We start from the raw sequence: 17,243 nt of genomic DNA, 5'->3' as shown, positions 1-17,243 counted from the left end.
TCCCTCATGACGCAGTCGAACCCCCTCCTTTTCCGACGATTTATGCGATATAATAAAGGCTAACATCATTGCAGGGGGCCCTCTTACATTGCAAAAGATTTTCGACAAATTCCCTTTTAAAACATTAATCATTTTTTTAATTGCCATCGTTACGATGAACATTACTTACTACAGTCACTCCAAAACCCTTCTCATGAATCAGCAAAAAGAGAAAATCGATATTCTAACCTCGACGATCTCAACCCAGCTCGACTCCCAAAGCGAGGGTGAAGCCTCCTATGAGGAAATGATCGCTCAGAACCTGCGGTCATCTGCGCTGGCGATTCAAGAAGCTTTGGATCCCGACTTTCATCATGTAGATAATGCCCAACTCGTTGCTTTGACCAAATCGCTTGATCTAGACGGCATCAGCTTGTTTGAACGCAGGGGTGATGACTTCGTGGTTGTTCGCTCCTCTGATCCTAAAGAGTTGGATGCCAGCTCCAAAACGTGGGGAATCGTCTACGATGCGCAGTTGCAGCTCTCTAATAACATGAAGGTGAATATCGGCACGGGCTTAGCGCTCGAGCATTTTTGGAGCGGCCCGATCGATACCGCATCAACAGATGAAAGTGTCGTCCGGAAATGGGGAGAGTATTTCGATGGAACAACGAATTACATTATCAACCCTTATGTAAATGTGGCGAACAGCCTCTCCCATTATCGCAACAAAATTGGCGTTGACGTCAACATTACGAAGCTGCTGGCGAGCAATCAAGACAATTTACTGGAAATCGCCGTTTTAAATTCGGAGAAAATTTTCAAAAATGGCCCTACTCCCTATCAAAGGGATAACTGGTACTCTGAGCGTCTGATTGAATATGGCTCCTACGATTTTCGCGATGCCCTGGAAGGTGACAAAATGCAGGAAGCGATTCGACTCAATCAACCGGTGTATTACGTGACACAAATCAATGGTAAAAAAGTTTTGAAAAGCTTCACTCCTTTTATCACGTCGAATTTGAAATACAAAAAAGAATCAATACCCAAAGTGGTTATGGTTGCCGCCGACTACAGCCAGGTGCAGAAAGCATTAAATCAACAGCTGTCCGATGTCATTATTTTTATGACGATCGTGACGACGGTAGGCTTGGCCGCAATCTCGGCCTTTCTGATTCTCACAAGAAAGCGAAATGAAGGTCTCGTGAAAAATGTGCAGGATGTGTACGTGGATAATATCAATTCCATCGTCCAATCCATCAAGGAACAGCGGCATGACATTTTCAACCATTTAACGGCCCTTTCCTGGATGCTGAAATCCAAAATGTACGAGAGTGCGGAAGATTACATTCGCCCCTTGGTCCACGATGCTAAAATGCTGGAGAATCAAATCAAAGCAATTGAAATTAACGTACCTGCCATCAGCGCAATCATTCAAGCCAAGTTAGCTCAATCGGAGCTGCACAATATTGCCATGCACGTCGAGTTCAGTCGTATGGACAGCCTTCGACTAACAACAATGAAAGCGACGGACTTGGTCAGAGTCATTAGCAACTTAATGGATAATGCGTTCGATGCGACGTTGGAGCTGCCAGTTCAGGAACGAAGAGTCAGTATCGAGGGAAGTGTCTCGGAAAATCAACTGCACATTCGAATTCAAAATTCCTGCCAACCCGTGTCCGCTGACACACAGGCGCGTTTGTTTGAATCTGGATTTTCAACGAAAACGAATAAAAGGAACAAAGGGTTAGGTCTTCATATTATAAGACAATCTCTCCAGAAACATCGTGGTACAATTGAATGTTATGCAAGTGAGAACGGTATGACGTTTTCTTTGGCGCTACCTTTAAAAAGTGATGTCGAAAACATGTCTGGCAATATGGCTAGTTTTCACCTAGAGGAGTGAGCTTATGATTCGGCGCGGACGATTTGCCCCCACCCCATCCGGTCAACTTCATATCGGAAATGCTTTCACTGCGCTTTGCGCCTGGTTGCAAATTCGGCAAGCCGGAGGTCAATTTGTTCTTCGGATCGAGGATATTGACAAAGGGCGATCCCGACCCGACTTGAAGACGCAGCAAGTGGACGATTTGCGTTGGCTTGGCCTCGATTGGGATGAGGGGCCGCAGATTGGCGGACCTTTCGCCCCCTACGAACAACGTCATCGCGAGGCGCTCTACGAAGAAGCGCTCCAGCAGCTTCATGCGAAAGGTTGCATCTATCCTTGCTACTGCAGCCGGTCGGAGCTTGCCGCTATTGCCAGCGCACCGCACGGGCTTTCTTCGGAAGGCCCCGTGTATCCGGGATATTGCCGCCAGCTTTCGCAAGATGAACGTTTGGCTAAAGGTGCACAAAAATCACCGGCCCTTCGTTTTGCCATGCCGGAGTCCATTAGCCGCTTTGACGATGCCATCGCGGGGGAGCAAGCTTTCAGCGCTTCCGAGATCGGCGACTTTGTCGTCAAGCGTGCGGACGGTATGTTCAGCTACCAGCTAGCAGTAACCGTAGACGATGCCGCCATGGGGATCACCGACGTGCTGCGCGGCAGCGACTTGCTGGACTCTACGCCAAGGCAGTTGGCGCTATACGCTGCGCTTGGCTTGACCCCTCCCCGGTTTGCGCATGCCGCCTTACTTGGCGATGCCGAGGGCAGCCGATTGTCCAAGCGGGATAAAAGCTTATCGATCGCAGCCCTTCGCGCTCAAGGCGCCATTCCCGAGCGGCTGCTCGGTCTGCTTGCTCATCTCGCGGGCTGGCTGGCACATCCAGAGCCGGTGACAGCTGCCGCTCTGATTCCCTACTTCCACACGCAGCAGCTCGGCAACTCCATGATCCGGGTGACGAATGATCAACTACAATGGCTTTATTAAGGTACATTCAAAACCCGAAAGACAGACACTTCATGAAGTGTCGTTTCTCGGGTTTTCAATTTAAGCATGAATGTTTACATAATATATATTATGTCATTAATTAATGCACGGGCATGATCCCCGTCGATAACCGCAAGCGCCAAAGCGCCCAACAAAAAAAGACCGGATCGAAAGCCATAAGCTTCGTCCGGTCTTTTTCATGTTTATTCTGTTTCTTCAACGTTATGATAAACCTGCTGCACATCCTCCAGGTCTTCGAGCGTGTTGATGATTTTGTCAAACTGTACTTGCGCTTCGGGAGGAAGCGTTATGTAGTTCTGCGCCAGCATCGTGATCTCGGCAATCGCAAACTCGGTGATTCCCGCTTGTTTCAGCGCGTCCTGCACCACTTGGAACTGATCCGGTTCGGCATACACCATCACCAGCTCGTCTTCTTCAGCCAGATCGCGCACATTCGCGTCGGCTTCCAGCAAAATTTCCATCACGTCATCCAGCGATTTGCCTTCTACGCCAAAAACAGCCGTTTGATCGAACATGTAGGTTACGGAGCCGCTGACGCCCATGTTGCCGCCATTTTTGCTGAATGCTGCGCGCACTGCGGACGCCGTACGGTTCACGTTATTCGTCAGCGTTTCGACAATAATCATCGAGCCGGCAGGGCCGTAGCCTTCGTAGCGAAGCTCTTCGTAGCTTTCTTCGCCGCCGCCTTTCGCCTTCTCGATCGCACGATCGATAATCGCCCGCGGCACGTTGTACGTCTTCGCCCTTTCCAACACGAAACGAAGCGCTTGGTTCGATTCCGGATTCGGCTCGCCTTTGCGGGCTGCTACGTAAATTTCCAAACCGAATTTCGCGTAAATTCGACTTGTATTGGCATCTTTCGAGGCTTTCTTTTCTTTGATGTTATTCCACTTGCGTCCCATAGATCTACCACTTTCTGTTCAATTTAACCCTATTATACCTTGTTAGGGCCCCGAAATAAAACTAGAATCACAAAAAAGTCACAGATTTGAAATATTTTCAATTATAAATTTCGTGTCAAAAGGTGTAGAATATGAGAATACGGATTGTATTTCATATATGTATTTAATATTTCATCTTAACGTATGTGAAAAATGTTACGACCTCCAGGGGATCGACGCTGCTCCCCAATCGAGTGTGACATGACCCGATTTATTCATCGCAGAGGAGGATTATAAGTATGTCACAGACAACCGCTGTTCAAGAAGTTGCAGCAACGATCGCTGCAGAACCAAAATCGTTAGATGTACTGGATCAATTGTTAAAGCCTGAGGTGCAACAATCCCTAACCGTGCTTGTTGACAATCTTCCAAAGCTGGCTGAAATGGTCACAGTACTGACGAAAGCCTATGATTTCGCCCAAAACATTGCAACGGACAAAGTGCTGATCAATGATTTTGCACAAGGGATTGGCGAATTCGTGAAGCCTGTTCAGGAAAAAGCGAAAGACATCGCATCGGCTGCGATTGAAGCTGGCGAGCGTTCACAGGCTGAAGTTGGAACGACAATCGGTCTTTTTGGCATGTTGAAAATGTTGAAAGATCCGGAAGTGCAAAAAACACTTCGTTTCGCGCAAGCTTTCTTGAACGTACTTGCAGAACGCAAAAACTAACAGGACAAGGATGATAACCCATGGCTAAACAGATACTAATTCTTGGCGGCGGTTATGGCGGTCTGCTTACGGCGCTTACTGCACGCAAACATTTGTCGTCTTCCGAAGCAACAATTACGATCATCAACCGTTATTCTACCCATCAAATCATTACCGAATTGCACCGTCTTGCCGGCGGCACAATCAAAGAAAAAGCTGTAGCTCTTCCGCTGCAAAAGCTGCTCGGCGATAAAGACGTTAACATTATTGTTGACACGGTAAAAGAAATTAAACCGGACGACAAAAAAGTGGTCACCGCAAGCGGCGCTGTACATACTTACGATGCGCTCGTTGTTGCGATGGGCAGTGAAACCAACTACTTCGGCATCCCAGGACTTGAAGAAAACAGCATGATCCTTAAATCCGCTGACGATGCGAACCAAATCCGCGAGCACGTATACGCTCGTCTTGATGCATATAAAGCTTCCGGCAACAAAGCGGACGCAACGATCGTGGTTGGCGGCGGCGGTCTGACTGGCGTTGAGCTTGTCGGCGAATTTGCCGACAAACTGCCTGAAGTTTGCCGCAGCAAAGGCATTGATTTTGGCGACATCAGCATCTACTGCGTTGAAGCGGGCCCTGCGATCCTGCCAGTATTCCCTAAAGTCCTGATCGAGCGCGCGGTAGCGAGCCTTGAGAAACGCGGTGTGACGTTCTTGACTGGCGTTGCGATTACCGAAGCTACGAAAAACACCGTTTCCCTGAAAAGCGGCCAAACGATCGAAACGAACACGATCATCTGGACTGGCGGCGTAAAAGGCAATGCTGTCGTGGGCAGCTGCGGCATCGCAGAAGACCGCGGCCGCGCAACTGTTACGTCTACCCTGCAATCGACTTCCCATCCGGACGTATTCCTGGCTGGCGACTGCGCCGTTGTATTCCCTGAAGGCGGCGAGCGTCCTTACCCGCCAACGGCGCAACTGGCTTGGCAAATGGGCGAAACCGTTGGTTTCAACCTGTCCGTTCAACTAAAAGGCGGCGCGATGGAGAAATTCACGCCTGTGTTCTCCGGAACACTTGGTAGCCTTGGCCGTAAAGACGGCATCGGCACCATCGGCGGCAACAACACGCAGCTGAAAGGCCTGCCTGCATCCATGATGAAAGAAGCGAGCAACGTGCGTTATCTTTCCCATATTCACGGTCTCTTCGCTCTTGCTTACTAAAATCACACAAGGATGTCTCTCCTTCTTATTGAAGGAAAGGCATCCTTTTTCTTTAGCGTCTGGCGGTGAGATGAGCGCGATAATCTTGCAGATAGTTCCGGTAGCTCTTCCCGACCGTTTCAGGCAAAGCATCAAGCGCGAAAAATTCCAACGCATGCGTCTCCTCATAATCCACCTGCAGCTCGCCCCTGAACTCTTCCGTGATGTACACAGCGGTCACCGCGTAGAACTCATCCCCATTTCCCATCTTGATATGATACTCGGCGCCGGAATAAACATTTAATAGCATTAACTTTCCGATCGTTAACCCTGTCTCTTCCACCACTTCGCGGCGCACGGTCTCTTCTAGCGACTCCCCCAGTTCCATCAATCCGCCCGGCAGCCCCCACGTGGTTTGGTTTCGTTTTTGGAGCAGGATTTCGCCATCCCGGTTGACGATAATCGCTACAGCGCCGGGTAAAATCAATGGCTGATGCCCGACATAAGCGCGAAGCTGTTTGTAGTATTCCATTAGGACGCCTCCGTGCCAGGCAGTTGTAACCGTTTCGGAATGTTGGGATCGACATTCGTGATAAGGAGCTGATAGGTGACTTTGTCTTTTTGAAAAACTAGCTCCCTGTCGGTCTGTTGTAGGATCTCGGCCTCGCTCAAATGAGAAGCGATTCGTTCAAGAAAGCTCGAATCCGAAACGCCATAAGTGACTTGCATCCGCGGCGGCAGCGCGATCATCCCGATGGGAATCCATCGCCGCTGCACGGAGGTGACGACATGATGCGCAGTGCCATTCACTGCAAAAGTAAAGTTATCATACACTTTGGCAAGTCTAGAGCCGAAAAGTTCCAACAACCAGGCCCGATGCTCCGCAACCGATTCCACGGGAAAACCGATTTCTCTCATATAGAGGATCGACAGCTTGCCGAAAGGCGCGATAACCCCTTCCTGCACATAGTCATGCATGATGATTTCCAGTAAGTTGCCGTCGCAGTCGCGGAAATACACATTCCGTCCGGTTTCGAATGTATCGATGATTCTGCCGTCCGGCCAGGCAAGCAGCGGAATGTGCGCGATCTCGAGAAAAGCAACAACCTGGTCAAATGCCGAAGGCGGCACCTCAAACGCAAAATGGACCGGCGCCAAGGGTTCAAATCTCTCCTCGAACGTTAAACTGCAATCCGGGGTGACGCGGAAAGTGATGCTTGTTTTCCTTTCCTCGGCAATCGGCATCTGGAGAGGCTGATGGTAAAACTGCTTGCAGTTTGCAAGCGATACTGTCGGCAGTGTAAGCCCAGCAAAGTGTGTGATCATGGTCTTCCCTCCCCCTCCATTCGGGATGCTTGTCTGTAGACTGTACTATTTCGCTGTTATCCAGCATTTACCTTTGTACAGCAAAAAAACCTTCATCCGCTTAATGGGATGAAGGTTGGGAGGGTTACGCCCCCGCAGCCTGATGACGGCTTTTCTGGATGCGCAACGCGAATACGGATGCGAGCAAACAGACGAAGCCGGCCGTCACGAACGGCACGGTGTAGCTGCCGAGCAGGTCACGCACGTAGCCTGCGCCGTACGCCGCCAGGGATGCGCCAAGCTGGTGCATGACGACAATCCAGCCGAACACCATGCCGGCTTTCTCTGGCCCGAACGCCGAGGACGCGAGCTTCGCCGTCGGCGGCACAGTCGCGATCCAGTCCAGTCCGTAGAACACGGCGAAGACGGTCAACTGCGCGTAGCCTGCGCCCAGCGCATACGGCAGAAAAATGAGCGACAGGCCGCGCAGCCCATAGTACCAGAACAGCAGTTTGCGGCTGTCGAACCGGTCGGAAAGCCAGCCGGACAACGTCGTGCCGACGAGGTCGAACATGCCCATCATCGCCAGCAGGCCGGCGGCGGTCACGACCGGAATGTTGTAATCGCCGCAAGCCGGGATCAGATGCGTGCCGATCAGCCCGTTTGTGGAAAATCCGCAAAAGAAAAACGTGCCCGCGAGCAACCAGAACGTCGCGCTGCGCGTTGCCATACGCAGCGTTCTCAGCGGGGTTAACAATATGCTGCCGGTAAAAGGCGCCGGCTTCACAACCTCTTCCGTGCCCAGCGCTGCGGCACCAACGTCGGATGGATGATTCCGCATCCAGATCGCAATAATCGGCAGCAAGACAACGAGCGCGCCCATAATCACGAACACCGCATAGCGCCAGCCGGCGTCTTCGGTGATTTGGGCCAGCAGCGGCAAGAACAGCAGCTGCCCGGTCGCGGCGCTCGCCGTGAGCAGCCCAATAACAAAACCTTTATGCTTCACGAACCAACGATTCGCCACCGTCACACCGAGCACGTTGGCCAGCATCCCGGTGCTGAGTCCGCCAAGCACGCCCCACAGCAGCATGAGCTGCCAGACGGAGTGAATCAGCGGCGTCAACCCTAGGCTGAACAGCATGACGATGATCGCGCAAATCATCATGCGGCGAACACCGAATTTGGCCAGCATCGCCGCTGAGAAAGGCCCCATGAGACCATACAAAAGAATTCGCACCGAGATGACCCCGGAAATGGCCTCACGCTGCCAGCCGAATTCACGTTCGAGCGATTGCATCAGCACGCTGGGAAACGAACTGATGGCGGCAGACACAATTAAAGTAAGAAAAACAATGAGTACAATCTTCCAGCCGTAATACAAGCGGGAAACACGCGGGGACGTAGACGTCATCTCGCCAACTCCTATCTTTTCTTTCTAATGGATGGATATAACCGTCATCCTCTGTCATTTGCTCATATTAACTTACCAGTAGGTAAGTGTCAAGATGTCAATTTCAATCAAAGGCAGCGAAATTCCATCAGTGTCACCGCGTCCATGCAGATTTGATCACCATTCAAGCAGTCCCTCTCCCCAATTCGCGCCGCATTGACACTTACCTACTGGTCAGTATAAAATAGACGTATGGAAAAAGAAAACCGTAAAGCCCAAATTGTCGAACTGACGCTCCAGTTGATGAGGAGCAAAGGCTATGTCGCCATCTCCTACGACGACCTGGCCAAGCAGCTAGGTGTCACGAAAGCCAGCATTCACTACCATTTTGAGAAAAAGGAGGACTTAGGCGCCGCGGTCATTGCGCGCATTATAAGCAGCCTGCAGCGTACATCGCAATCCACAGAGCCAGCGGACTTCAAACTCAAGGAATTTATCGCCTATCGCACGAGCCGTCTCGGCTGCCATGCGATTTGCCCGATTTCGTCGCTGCAGGCCGACTACACCTCCTTGCCGGAAGGCCTGCAGATGAAGCTGCAGGAAGTATGTCAGCTCGAACTCCAGACGCTGACCGATATTTTGGAAGCCGGCAAGCTTGAGCAGCTGATCCTGCCGTCCGAGAATGCCCCCGCCCTCGCGGCGCTCATCCTCTCATCGATCAAGGGCGCCATGCAATACGGCCGCGTCTTCGGCATCGACATGTACCCGCAGGTTATTCAGCAGTTCAACCGTCTGCTGCTCAAGAGCATCGAGCCTGAAGTTGGCGCGTGAGATCGTAATAGCCTGGCCGCTTATCGGCCAGGCTATTTGTCGATGAATCGCGGTGTGACGATGCTCATTATCTGGAAAGGCGGCAGCAATGCTGGGCGACAGCTTCATCGGCGTGCTCACATTACGCTGCTGCCACGTATCCCGGCTAACTTCCGCCAGCCCTCCTAGTGCGATGCTGCCCCGGCTAACGGTTACCCCGAGACTGTCGATAAATGTGGACAGCTTTATCCGTGAACGGACACACGCAGAGAATGTATATGATTTTTCGAATACATATTCAAAATNNTTGATTTTATGTGAATGCAGCACATTATATATGATTTTTCGTATACATTTTGTGTTCTCTCGCAGATTCCCAAAGTATAAACAATTAATCGACAGTCTCACCACAGCGCCTTATTTAGCTCCAAACGCTTGATTTTCCGCTCGAACGGTTGCCACAGGGCTTATTCGCCGAAATTGCACGGATTTTCGAGCAGTTTAGTCTGAATAGCCTCATCTGTAACCGTTACAAGTTAGGATGGCGCGTTTTTCTCGTAATAGGCGCTATCGCAACCGTTACACATATGCAAGGGGTATTCACGTAGGATCGGCCGTTTGCAGGATGGCAACTTTGTGGAGTTCCTGACCGTAACGCTCCACTCTCGAGATCATCTTTCCGCTGCCAAGCTCAGCGCGCCTTCGCCGAGCCCAAAAAAATCCGCCCCGGCCCATCGGCCAAAGCGGATTTGCGATCATTCTTTAATCAGGATGCCCGGAGGCCCCTCCCATTTCGGGAATTCCAGCTCATCTTCGAACACGCCCTGCTTGATCAGTTCCTTGCACTGCGGATCGGTCATCGTCAGCGTATAGTCCTCGCCGCTGGGCCCGATCAGGCCGAGCTGGCTTTTGGCGCGGAGCGAGACCGCCTCGGGATCGACGATCTCACGCAGCTGCGCTTCGAACTTGGCAAGCAGCTCGCCGTACTGCACATCCTGCGCCAAATCGTGCATCTCCTGCGGATCCTCACGCAGGTTAAACAGCGACGGTCGGTCGTTGACGTAGTACGTGTACTTGAAGCCGTCCTCCACAAGCATATACCAGTCCTGCTTGAAAAAATTGCCGTGATACTCGGAGAACGCGTACGCCCCGCGCCCTTCCTGCTGCTCGCCGCGAATCAGCGGCAGCCAGCTGTTGCCCGGGCGATCTGCCTCTTTCTCCAGCCCGGCAATATCCATCAGCGTCGGATACAGATCGACGAGGCTCACCGGCAGTTCAATCCGCTGACCGGCCGGCAACCCCGGCCCCTTCACGATCAGCGGCACGCCGACGGACGCCTCGTAGCTGCACTGCTTGTAAAACAGCCCATGCTCGCCGAGGTTCTCACCGTGGTCTGACATGTAGACGATATACGTGTTATCGTACAGATTTTGCGCTTTGAGCTCGGCGATAATGCGGCCGATGTTGTCGTCCAGCGCCGTGATCATGCCGTAGTACGTCGCGATCACGTTCCTTAACTGGTCCTCGGTAATTTCGCCGAGGCCGAGCGCATTTTGCATATTCCGCACCTGCGGATGCAGCCCGTCGTTCGGGAACTTCGCATCATGCGGCAGAACGACGCGATCCGGGAAATACTTATCATAGTAAGCCTGCGGCACCTTATACGGCCAATGCGGGAACATCAGCCCGACGTACATCGCCCAAGGCTGACCATCGCCATCGCCATCGCCATCGCCGTCACCATCGCCCGCTCCCTCTGCTTCCGCGCCCCGCCGCTTCAAATAATCGATCGCCCAATCCGTAACGACGCGATCATGGTCGTAAAACCCGAGATCCCGGTTATACCCGGTATCCCCATCGGTTACAACGTCTTCGCGAACGCCGGCGTTAATAATATGATTCCGCTTATCCACGCGGACATGTCCTTCCAGCCGCGAATACAGCGGCGTCGTGCGCGGATACGGCTTGAATGCCGGGCGTTTTTTGATGATTTTATACTCCGTAAAGCCGCCATCCTGATAATCCCCGCAAAAGTCCATCTTCCCGAACATCGCGGTCGGAATGCCCGCCTGATCGAGCTTGCGCGCCCACGTCATTTCCTCGCGGTCTAGCGGGCAGCCGAGAAACCAGCTGTCGATCTGGTGCGGATACTTGCCGGTGACGAAGCTCATGCGGCTCGGCGTGCATACCGGACAATTGCTGTACGCACTGCTAAAATGGGTGCCCTCAGCCGCCAATTGATCGAGATTCGGCGTCTCGATGTACGGATGCCCGCGGTAGCCGGTAATGGCGAGATGATGCTGATCACTGCAAATGACAACGATATTCGGTTTGCTCATGTTGCCCAGCTCCTTCCCAGCTTAAATTTACAGCGATGTTAATGAAAACCGCCGATAATGCGTATGGCTGCCCTCACTGTTCGAGAAGCCGATCATGCCGGTCAAGTAAGGGCGATCGTCGTCCACCACATCGAGCAGCGCCTCTCCATCCACAGCCACCTCAAAACGATTGCCCACAGCCTTAACCACCACCACCGCCGGCGCATCCAATTCCCAAGCGGAATCGGCCTCGGCCAGCTTCGTATAGCCATTATCATTCTTATACAGCGCAAGCTTGCCTCCCGGTGCAAAGCCGACCGCATATGAGCGGATGCCACCCTGCACGCGGAAATTCACGCGATGGTGCTCGCCGAGCTTCGGCACGACGACGGTTTCAAACTGATAGTCGCGCCAGTCCAGCGCACCGGTGTACGCCTCCGCAGGCTCTCCATAGTAGCTGCCGCTCAGCTCGCCGTCCTCCAGCGTCCAGATGCCGCGCAAGTAGGTCAGCTGGCTGACTTCGACGTGGAGACCGTTCCATTTTTCCAATCGTTCCTTGGCAAAATCCACCTCATACGCCGGCTTCCCGCTGAACGCGACGTGATCAACATAGCAGACGAGGCTTGGGCCTTTGGCGTTTTTGCCGTCCATCGGGATCAGCTCGATGCCTGCATGCTCGATGCATGCCCCGGAAAGCGACGGAATCCCATAAACCAGCTTCGTCCACTCACCTGCAACAAGCTGAACCGAGTCACCGTAATGAAATGCCTCCGCGTTGCTGTCCCACACATACAGCCGCGCCGACACGCGCTGCTCGGTCGGACCCGGATGCTGAATCGTCGCTTCAACCCGCTGACCCGGATACACAATCGGCGAGAAGCTCGGATCGTACCTACTATCATTAAAATCCGCTGGCCGATAATACGTCTGCTGATAAATGCGATACGCACAACCGCCCTGCACATTGTTGAAATGCACCTTCAACGAACGGCTGCCCGTCGCGGAAACACCCGCTTCATTGTCGATATAACCCGTCACTGGCAAGTTATCCGTATGCGCCAACCGGAACGCATGCGTCGAGCCCGGATACTCGAAATGATACGACAGCCGCTCATCTGCGAAAATCCCCGCCCAGCGCACCGGCACTTCCTCGCCCGCCAGCTGGTAGCCCAGCTTCGCGATATACGTCGCGCACCACGGGATGTCGAGGATATTCAGCGACCCGATAACACTGGAACAGCACAGAAAATCGTTGATCGGCTTGCGCCATTTCGTATCCATGCAATCTATGCCTCCGCGAACGCCCATAATCGTCGCCACATTCGCTACGTTGCAATCCGTATCCCAGCCGCACATGTTGCAAATGTTAATTGTCCGTGAGAAATCACCTTCACCGTACAGCAACGAAAGAATCATCACCGCCGAGTTCGGGATAATATGGCAGTGCCCCGGATACTTGTCGTAGCCATAATGCTCCTTCACATAGTGGAACGCGTCGCGCCAGTTCGACGGATGCTCATGATAAAAGCGGATCACTTCGCGCGTCACCTGAGCATATTCGCAGTCCTTCGGAATGTAGCTCAGCCCGATATCAATAATGCGCTCGATGTCCTGCTCCTCGAAAGCCGCTGCAATGCACGCGGCGATGAACATGCCGCCGTACTTGCCGTTGCCGTCGTGCGAGACGGACGCGATTTTCTCCGCGAGATGGGCTGCCAGCTCGGGATTGCCCGGTGCGACGAGTCCCCACACATCGATGAAGATTTGCCCCCCGATCTGCTCGGCCACGGCGACGCCATTTTGCGCGATGGAACCCGATCTTGGCGCCATGATCCCATTTTTCAAATTCATGTAGGCCGTATGCTCCGTGGATTTGCCGTAGCCGCCCCACCAGTAGAAGCCGTGCCCGTCCGGCGCATAGTTCAGCCAGGTGAGCCCCATTTGCTCATCTGTAATTTCGCGTGAACATACGTAGTCCTCGAGCGCCCGCAGAAAGAAAATCGGCCCGTTCGTATCGTCATCCGCCGCAAAGTTGATAAATTCATGCAAGTACTCCGTGATCTCTCCAAACGTACGTTCGATTCGCTCATATGTCCAATTCTCGATCAGGCCGCCATGACGGACGCCGATCACTTTCGCCAGCCAACCCGCGTATACTTTCTCCACATAATCATGTCCAATTGCCATCCGGTACGCCACCTTTTCACCTGTTTTAACCCTTGACAGAGCCCATCAGCATGCCTTTATTAAAATATTTCTGCAAAAACGGATACACCGCCAGCAGCGGCAGCGCCGTCAGCACGATCGCCGCCATCTTGACCGCCGGGCTGTACTGGAATTCCGTCGTCATGCTCTCCAAACTGTTGTTCGTTTCGTTCATCATCTGACGCAAGAACACTTGCAAGGGCCATTTGGCCGAGTCGTTCAAATAAAGCACGGCATTGAAATAGGAGTTCCAGTTTTGCACCGCATAAAACAGCGTGAACGTCGCGATCGCCGGCAGCGATAGCGGCAGAATGATCCGCCAGAACAAGCGCAGCTCGCCGCAGCCGTCGATGCGCGCCGATTCCTCCAGCTCCTGCGGGATGTTCTGAAAAAAGCTGCGCAGCACGATCAGATGAAACGGCGCGATCGCGCCAGTCAGGAACAGCGACCAGAAGCTGTTAATAAGATGCAGGCTTTTGACCACGAGATACGTCGGAATGATACCCCCGCTGAACAGCATCGTGAACAGCACCATGAAATTCAGCACCCGGCGGCCTTTCAGCCACGTCTTGGACAGCCCGTACGCCATCAGGGAAGTCAAAATCATGTTGACGATCGTCCCAAACACCGTAATGGTCACGGCATTTTTGAATGCGGTTACAAATTGCACGCTGCTCATCAAGAAACCGTAAGCATTCAGCGTAAAATCATGTGGGATGATGAAGAAGCCGCGCGTCAAAATCTCTTCCCTTGGGGCGAAAGACGTCATCACTACATACAGAAACGGGAACAGCACCACGATCAAGCTCAGCACCAGCAAACCGTTCGTCACCACTTTGAATACCGGGTCACGACCGCGCGCGTCATAGGCTCTCATGCTAGTACACCCCTTCCTGTCCGAAAGCTTTGGCCATCCGGTTGGCAAGCAGAATCAAGACCAAACCAATCGCCGATTTGAAAATGCCCACAGCCGTCGAATAGCTGAAATTGCCCTGCAGCACCCCGTTGCGGTACACGTATGTGTCGAACACATCGGCCACCTCGAGGTTTACCGGATTTTGCAGCAGCAGCACATGCTCGAAACCGAGCTCCATCACTTGACCGAGCCGCAAAATAAACAGAATGACAATCGTCGATTTCAAAGCCGGCAGCGTGATGTGCCATACCTGCTTCCAACGGTTGGCGCCGTCCACGACAGCAGCTTCATACAGGGTCGGATCGACCGCTGCAAGCGCCGCCAGGAAAATGATCGCGTTCCATCCGGTCTCTTTCCAAATATTTTGACTGACATAGAGGAAGCGGAAGTAATCGGCGTTGGTCAGCAGCTCAATCCGGGCGAATCCCCAGCTGTCGAGCAATTTGTTAATCCCGCCTTCCTGCGTCGCGAACAGGACGACGGTAATGCTGACCACAATCACCCACGATAGAAAGTGCGGCAAATAAATAATCGTCTGCACCGTCCTGCGGAACCAGGCTCTGCTGACCTCATTCAGCAGAATGGCAAACAAGATCGGTGCCGGGAAAAACAGGAACAGGTTCAGTCCGCTTAACATGAGCGTATTGCGCAGCAGCGTCCAGAAATCCGGATCGGTGAACAGCCGCTGAAAATTATCGAATCCGATCCAGGCGCTGTGCAGGAAGCCTTCGAACGGATCGTATTCCTGAAAGGCGATCACGAGTCCACCCATCGGAATGTATTTGAAGATGACGAAAAATAAAAATCCCGGCAAAATCATCAGATACATCGGAATTCCGCGTTTCCACTGCAGCGGGCGGCGGCTTCTCGCACCCTCGGGAAGCATCTTTGGCGCAGGCGATGTCGCTTCTTTGCTGATTCTCATCTTGCTTTCCCCCTCCCATAAGCTCCGAGCCAATAACGAAGAGGCCTTGACGCTGCAAGGCCTCCGCATTCCTTGCTATTATTTGGACTGCAGGTACGCGTCATTGTATTCCTTTGTAATCTGATCGCCGCCGTCCTTCTTCCACTGCTCAACCGCAGCGTCAATGGCATCGAGCGGCTGTTCGCCCATAATCACTTTGATCAAGGTTGTCATAAACTTCTGATCGATCGTGACGCCGTTCTTCGTATCTGTCGCTGATTCAAGTCCTGCCGCCAGATTTGGCCATTTGAACGGTTCGCTGTTTTTGAACCATAGGTTGACGTTGTCGACCATCGTCTTGTCATCCCAGAGACGTATTTGCGTATTGAGATCGAATCTGCGCAAATACCAGGCGGAGATCAGCATCGGACGGTCCTGATCGAACGCCGGGAGCTTCTCGTACGCATCGCCGTTCTTCTTGTAATGCGTGCCTTCGATGCCGTTCTTGGAAAGCGTATTGCCCTCGTCCGACATCAGGTAATCGAACAGCTTCAGCAGACGATCCTGCTTCTTCGCATCAATTTTCGCGTTAATGACGATCCGCTGCGTGATCGCGTTTGTCGCCGTGCCTTGCAGACCTGTCGGGCCTTTCGGCGGCAGCAGCTGCACCGTTTCCGCTTTCGGATCGATCTTCTTCAGATTCGGAACGAGCGTCTGGTAGAAGACGTTCGGGACGACATCGTCGATACCGACTTTGCCGGCTTCGTATTTATCCTGCGGATCTTTGACCTTGTTGATGGCAAAATCTTTGTCCAGCACGCCTTCGGTATATGCTTTATTCATGTAGGCGGCAAAGTCCTTCAATTCCTTGTTTTGCGTATGCCAGGAGATCAGTTTGCCGTCCTTAAGGCCCCAGTTGCCCACCAGGCCGAACGCCGCTTTGATCGGATCGACGTGCTTGAAGTCGGTCTTATTTGCGACGAGCGACGCCGAGAAACCGTACGTATCGTTTTTGCCGTTGCCATCCGGATCTTGCGTGGCGAATGCTTTCGATACCTGATAGAATTCGTCCAGGTTCGTCGGCATTTTCAGGCTCAGCTTATCCAGCCAATCTTTCCGGATGCCGAAGGACGTCTGCGTTTCGATCTGGTAATACGGGAAGCTGTAATATTTGCCTTTTGGACTCATGAACTGCAGCTGCTCTTCCCCGCCCAGATTTTTCGCCAGGTTCGGATATTTGCCCAGCAGCGGCTTCACATCCAGGAAAATGCCCTTGTCCCGCCATTTCAGGAAGTCCTCTTTGAGCAGCAGGAACGAATCCGGAAATTCGCCGGAAGCGGCGAGCACGTTTAATTTTTCTTTGTAATTGTCTTGGGAAATCCACTGGAACTTGAGATCGATATTGAACTTCTTGTTCAAGTAATCGATCATCGAATTGTTCGCCGGCCAGCCGCCGCCCTCATAGGAGATGGTCATGATGTTAAGTTCAAGCTTTTCCTTCATATCATCTTGGGCTGCCGCTGTCGGTTGTGCCGTTGCCGAAGCGGTGCCGGACGGAGAGCTCGCTGGATTGTCCTTGGAATTGTCCGAAGAACAGCCGGCGAGAACGCCTGACGAGATAAGGACGCTTAACGAGATGGAAAGCCACTTTTTCAATTCTGTTTCCCCCTTCGTATTCTGCATGTCTGTGCTATACCCTAATTATAGGGGGATGGACGGCACGATTTCC

14 protein-coding genes are annotated in these 17,243 nt (G+C 52.5%); 5 read left to right on the top strand and 9 right to left on the bottom strand.

The window, feature by feature from the left end; all coding sequences use genetic code 11:
* Positions 1–88: 88 nt before the first annotated feature.
* Together ABE504_RS16055 and gluQRS are read left to right on the top strand one after the other, a co-directional pair.
* Positions 89–1,885 carry a sensor histidine kinase gene (locus ABE504_RS16055; protein ID WP_430090413.1) on the top strand — a complete coding sequence of 599 codons (1,797 nt, stop codon included), beginning with the start codon at positions 89–91 and terminating at the stop codon, positions 1,883–1,885.
* Between the two features lie 7 nt (positions 1,886–1,892).
* Positions 1,893–2,849 carry a tRNA glutamyl-Q(34) synthetase GluQRS gene (gene gluQRS, locus ABE504_RS16050; RefSeq protein WP_430091351.1) on the top strand — a complete coding sequence of 319 codons (957 nt, stop codon included), beginning with the start codon at positions 1,893–1,895 and terminating at the stop codon, positions 2,847–2,849.
* 203 nt (positions 2,850–3,052) lie between these two features.
* On the opposite strand, the gene ABE504_RS16045 is transcribed toward gluQRS, so the two are convergent.
* Positions 3,053–3,772: a YebC/PmpR family DNA-binding transcriptional regulator gene (locus ABE504_RS16045; protein WP_430090410.1), complete on the bottom strand. Its 720-nt coding sequence runs from the start codon at positions 3,770–3,772 to the stop codon at positions 3,053–3,055.
* Between the two features lie 278 nt (positions 3,773–4,050).
* On the opposite strand from ABE504_RS16045, the gene ABE504_RS16040 reads away from it, so the two are divergent.
* Both ABE504_RS16040 and ABE504_RS16035 read left to right on the top strand, forming a co-directional pair.
* Positions 4,051–4,482, top strand: coding sequence for a DUF1641 domain-containing protein (locus ABE504_RS16040; protein WP_430090407.1), 432 nt, complete (start codon positions 4,051–4,053; stop codon positions 4,480–4,482).
* Positions 4,483–4,502: 20 nt separating this feature from the next.
* Positions 4,503–5,684: an NAD(P)/FAD-dependent oxidoreductase gene (locus ABE504_RS16035; protein ID WP_430090405.1), complete on the top strand. Its 1,182-nt coding sequence runs from the start codon at positions 4,503–4,505 to the stop codon at positions 5,682–5,684.
* Between the two features lie 52 nt (positions 5,685–5,736).
* On the opposite strand, the gene ABE504_RS16030 is transcribed toward ABE504_RS16035, so the two are convergent.
* From ABE504_RS16030 to ABE504_RS16020, 3 genes are all read right to left on the bottom strand, one after another.
* Positions 5,737–6,195 (bottom strand): NUDIX hydrolase, encoded by a 459-nt coding sequence (locus tag ABE504_RS16030; RefSeq protein ID WP_430090402.1) that lies wholly within the window; start codon positions 6,193–6,195, stop codon positions 5,737–5,739.
* Positions 6,195–6,989 (bottom strand): VOC family protein, encoded by a 795-nt coding sequence (locus tag ABE504_RS16025; RefSeq protein ID WP_430090400.1) that lies wholly within the window; start codon positions 6,987–6,989, stop codon positions 6,195–6,197. The genes ABE504_RS16030 and ABE504_RS16025 overlap by 1 nt, the downstream gene beginning before the upstream one ends.
* Positions 6,990–7,113: 124 nt before the next feature.
* Positions 7,114–8,382 carry an MFS transporter gene (locus tag ABE504_RS16020; RefSeq protein WP_430090398.1) on the bottom strand — a complete coding sequence of 423 codons (1,269 nt, stop codon included), beginning with the start codon at positions 8,380–8,382 and terminating at the stop codon, positions 7,114–7,116.
* Between the two features lie 231 nt (positions 8,383–8,613).
* On the opposite strand from ABE504_RS16020, the gene ABE504_RS16015 reads away from it, so the two are divergent.
* Positions 8,614–9,192 carry a TetR/AcrR family transcriptional regulator gene (locus ABE504_RS16015; RefSeq protein WP_430090396.1) on the top strand — a complete coding sequence of 193 codons (579 nt, stop codon included), beginning with the start codon at positions 8,614–8,616 and terminating at the stop codon, positions 9,190–9,192.
* A 734-nt stretch (positions 9,193–9,926) separates the two neighbouring features.
* On the opposite strand, the gene ABE504_RS16010 is transcribed toward ABE504_RS16015, so the two are convergent.
* The 5 genes from ABE504_RS16010 to ABE504_RS15990 all read right to left on the bottom strand — a co-directional run bounded on the left by ABE504_RS16010 (position 9,927) and on the right by ABE504_RS15990 (position 17,170).
* Positions 9,927–11,510: a sulfatase-like hydrolase/transferase gene (locus tag ABE504_RS16010; protein ID WP_430090393.1), complete on the bottom strand. Its 1,584-nt coding sequence runs from the start codon at positions 11,508–11,510 to the stop codon at positions 9,927–9,929.
* A gap of 27 nt (positions 11,511–11,537) precedes the next feature.
* On the bottom strand, positions 11,538–13,676 hold the full coding sequence (locus ABE504_RS16005; protein ID WP_430090391.1) for an ADP-ribosylglycohydrolase family protein: 2,139 nt from the start codon (positions 13,674–13,676) through the stop codon (positions 11,538–11,540).
* Between the two features lie 25 nt (positions 13,677–13,701).
* Positions 13,702–14,571, bottom strand: coding sequence for a carbohydrate ABC transporter permease (locus ABE504_RS16000; RefSeq protein WP_430090388.1), 870 nt, complete (start codon positions 14,569–14,571; stop codon positions 13,702–13,704).
* A gap of 1 nt (position 14,572) precedes the next feature.
* Complete coding sequence (locus tag ABE504_RS15995; protein ID WP_430091349.1) at positions 14,573–15,496, bottom strand: ABC transporter permease; 924 nt, start codon at positions 15,494–15,496, stop codon at positions 14,573–14,575.
* A 117-nt stretch (positions 15,497–15,613) separates the two neighbouring features.
* Positions 15,614–17,170 (bottom strand): extracellular solute-binding protein, encoded by a 1,557-nt coding sequence (locus ABE504_RS15990; RefSeq protein WP_430090386.1) that lies wholly within the window; start codon positions 17,168–17,170, stop codon positions 15,614–15,616.
* Positions 17,171–17,243 lie beyond the last annotated feature (73 nt).

The organism is Paenibacillus oryzisoli (genome assembly GCF_050467285.1).
Lineage (GTDB): Bacteria > Bacillota > Bacilli > Paenibacillales > NBRC-103111 > Paenibacillus_E > Paenibacillus_E oryzisoli_A.
This window is presented reverse-complemented; position numbering and strand designations above follow the sequence as displayed.

Excerpts from the sequence above, each read along its gene's own strand:
- ABE504_RS16020 (WP_430090398.1), bottom strand. The coding sequence starts at position 8,382 with ATGACGTCTACGTCCCCGCGTGTTTCCCGCTTGTATTACGGCTGGAAG.
- ABE504_RS16010 (WP_430090393.1), bottom strand. The coding sequence starts at position 11,510 with ATGAGCAAACCGAATATCGTTGTCATTTGCAGTGATCAGCATCATCTC.
- ABE504_RS15995 (WP_430091349.1), bottom strand. The coding sequence starts at position 15,496 with ATGCTTCCCGAGGGTGCGAGAAGCCGCCGCCCGCTGCAGTGGAAACGC.
- ABE504_RS16005 (WP_430090391.1), bottom strand. The coding sequence starts at position 13,676 with ATGGCAATTGGACATGATTATGTGGAGAAAGTATACGCGGGTTGGCTG.
- ABE504_RS16035 (WP_430090405.1), top strand. The coding sequence starts at position 4,503 with ATGGCTAAACAGATACTAATTCTTGGCGGCGGTTATGGCGGTCTGCTT.
- ABE504_RS16025 (WP_430090400.1), bottom strand. The coding sequence starts at position 6,989 with ATGATCACACACTTTGCTGGGCTTACACTGCCGACAGTATCGCTTGCA.
- ABE504_RS16040 (WP_430090407.1), top strand. The coding sequence starts at position 4,051 with ATGTCACAGACAACCGCTGTTCAAGAAGTTGCAGCAACGATCGCTGCA.
- ABE504_RS16000 (WP_430090388.1), bottom strand. The coding sequence starts at position 14,571 with ATGAGAGCCTATGACGCGCGCGGTCGTGACCCGGTATTCAAAGTGGTG.
- ABE504_RS16030 (WP_430090402.1), bottom strand. The coding sequence starts at position 6,195 with ATGGAATACTACAAACAGCTTCGCGCTTATGTCGGGCATCAGCCATTG.
- ABE504_RS16015 (WP_430090396.1), top strand. The coding sequence starts at position 8,614 with ATGGAAAAAGAAAACCGTAAAGCCCAAATTGTCGAACTGACGCTCCAG.
- ABE504_RS16045 (WP_430090410.1), bottom strand. The coding sequence starts at position 3,772 with ATGGGACGCAAGTGGAATAACATCAAAGAAAAGAAAGCCTCGAAAGAT.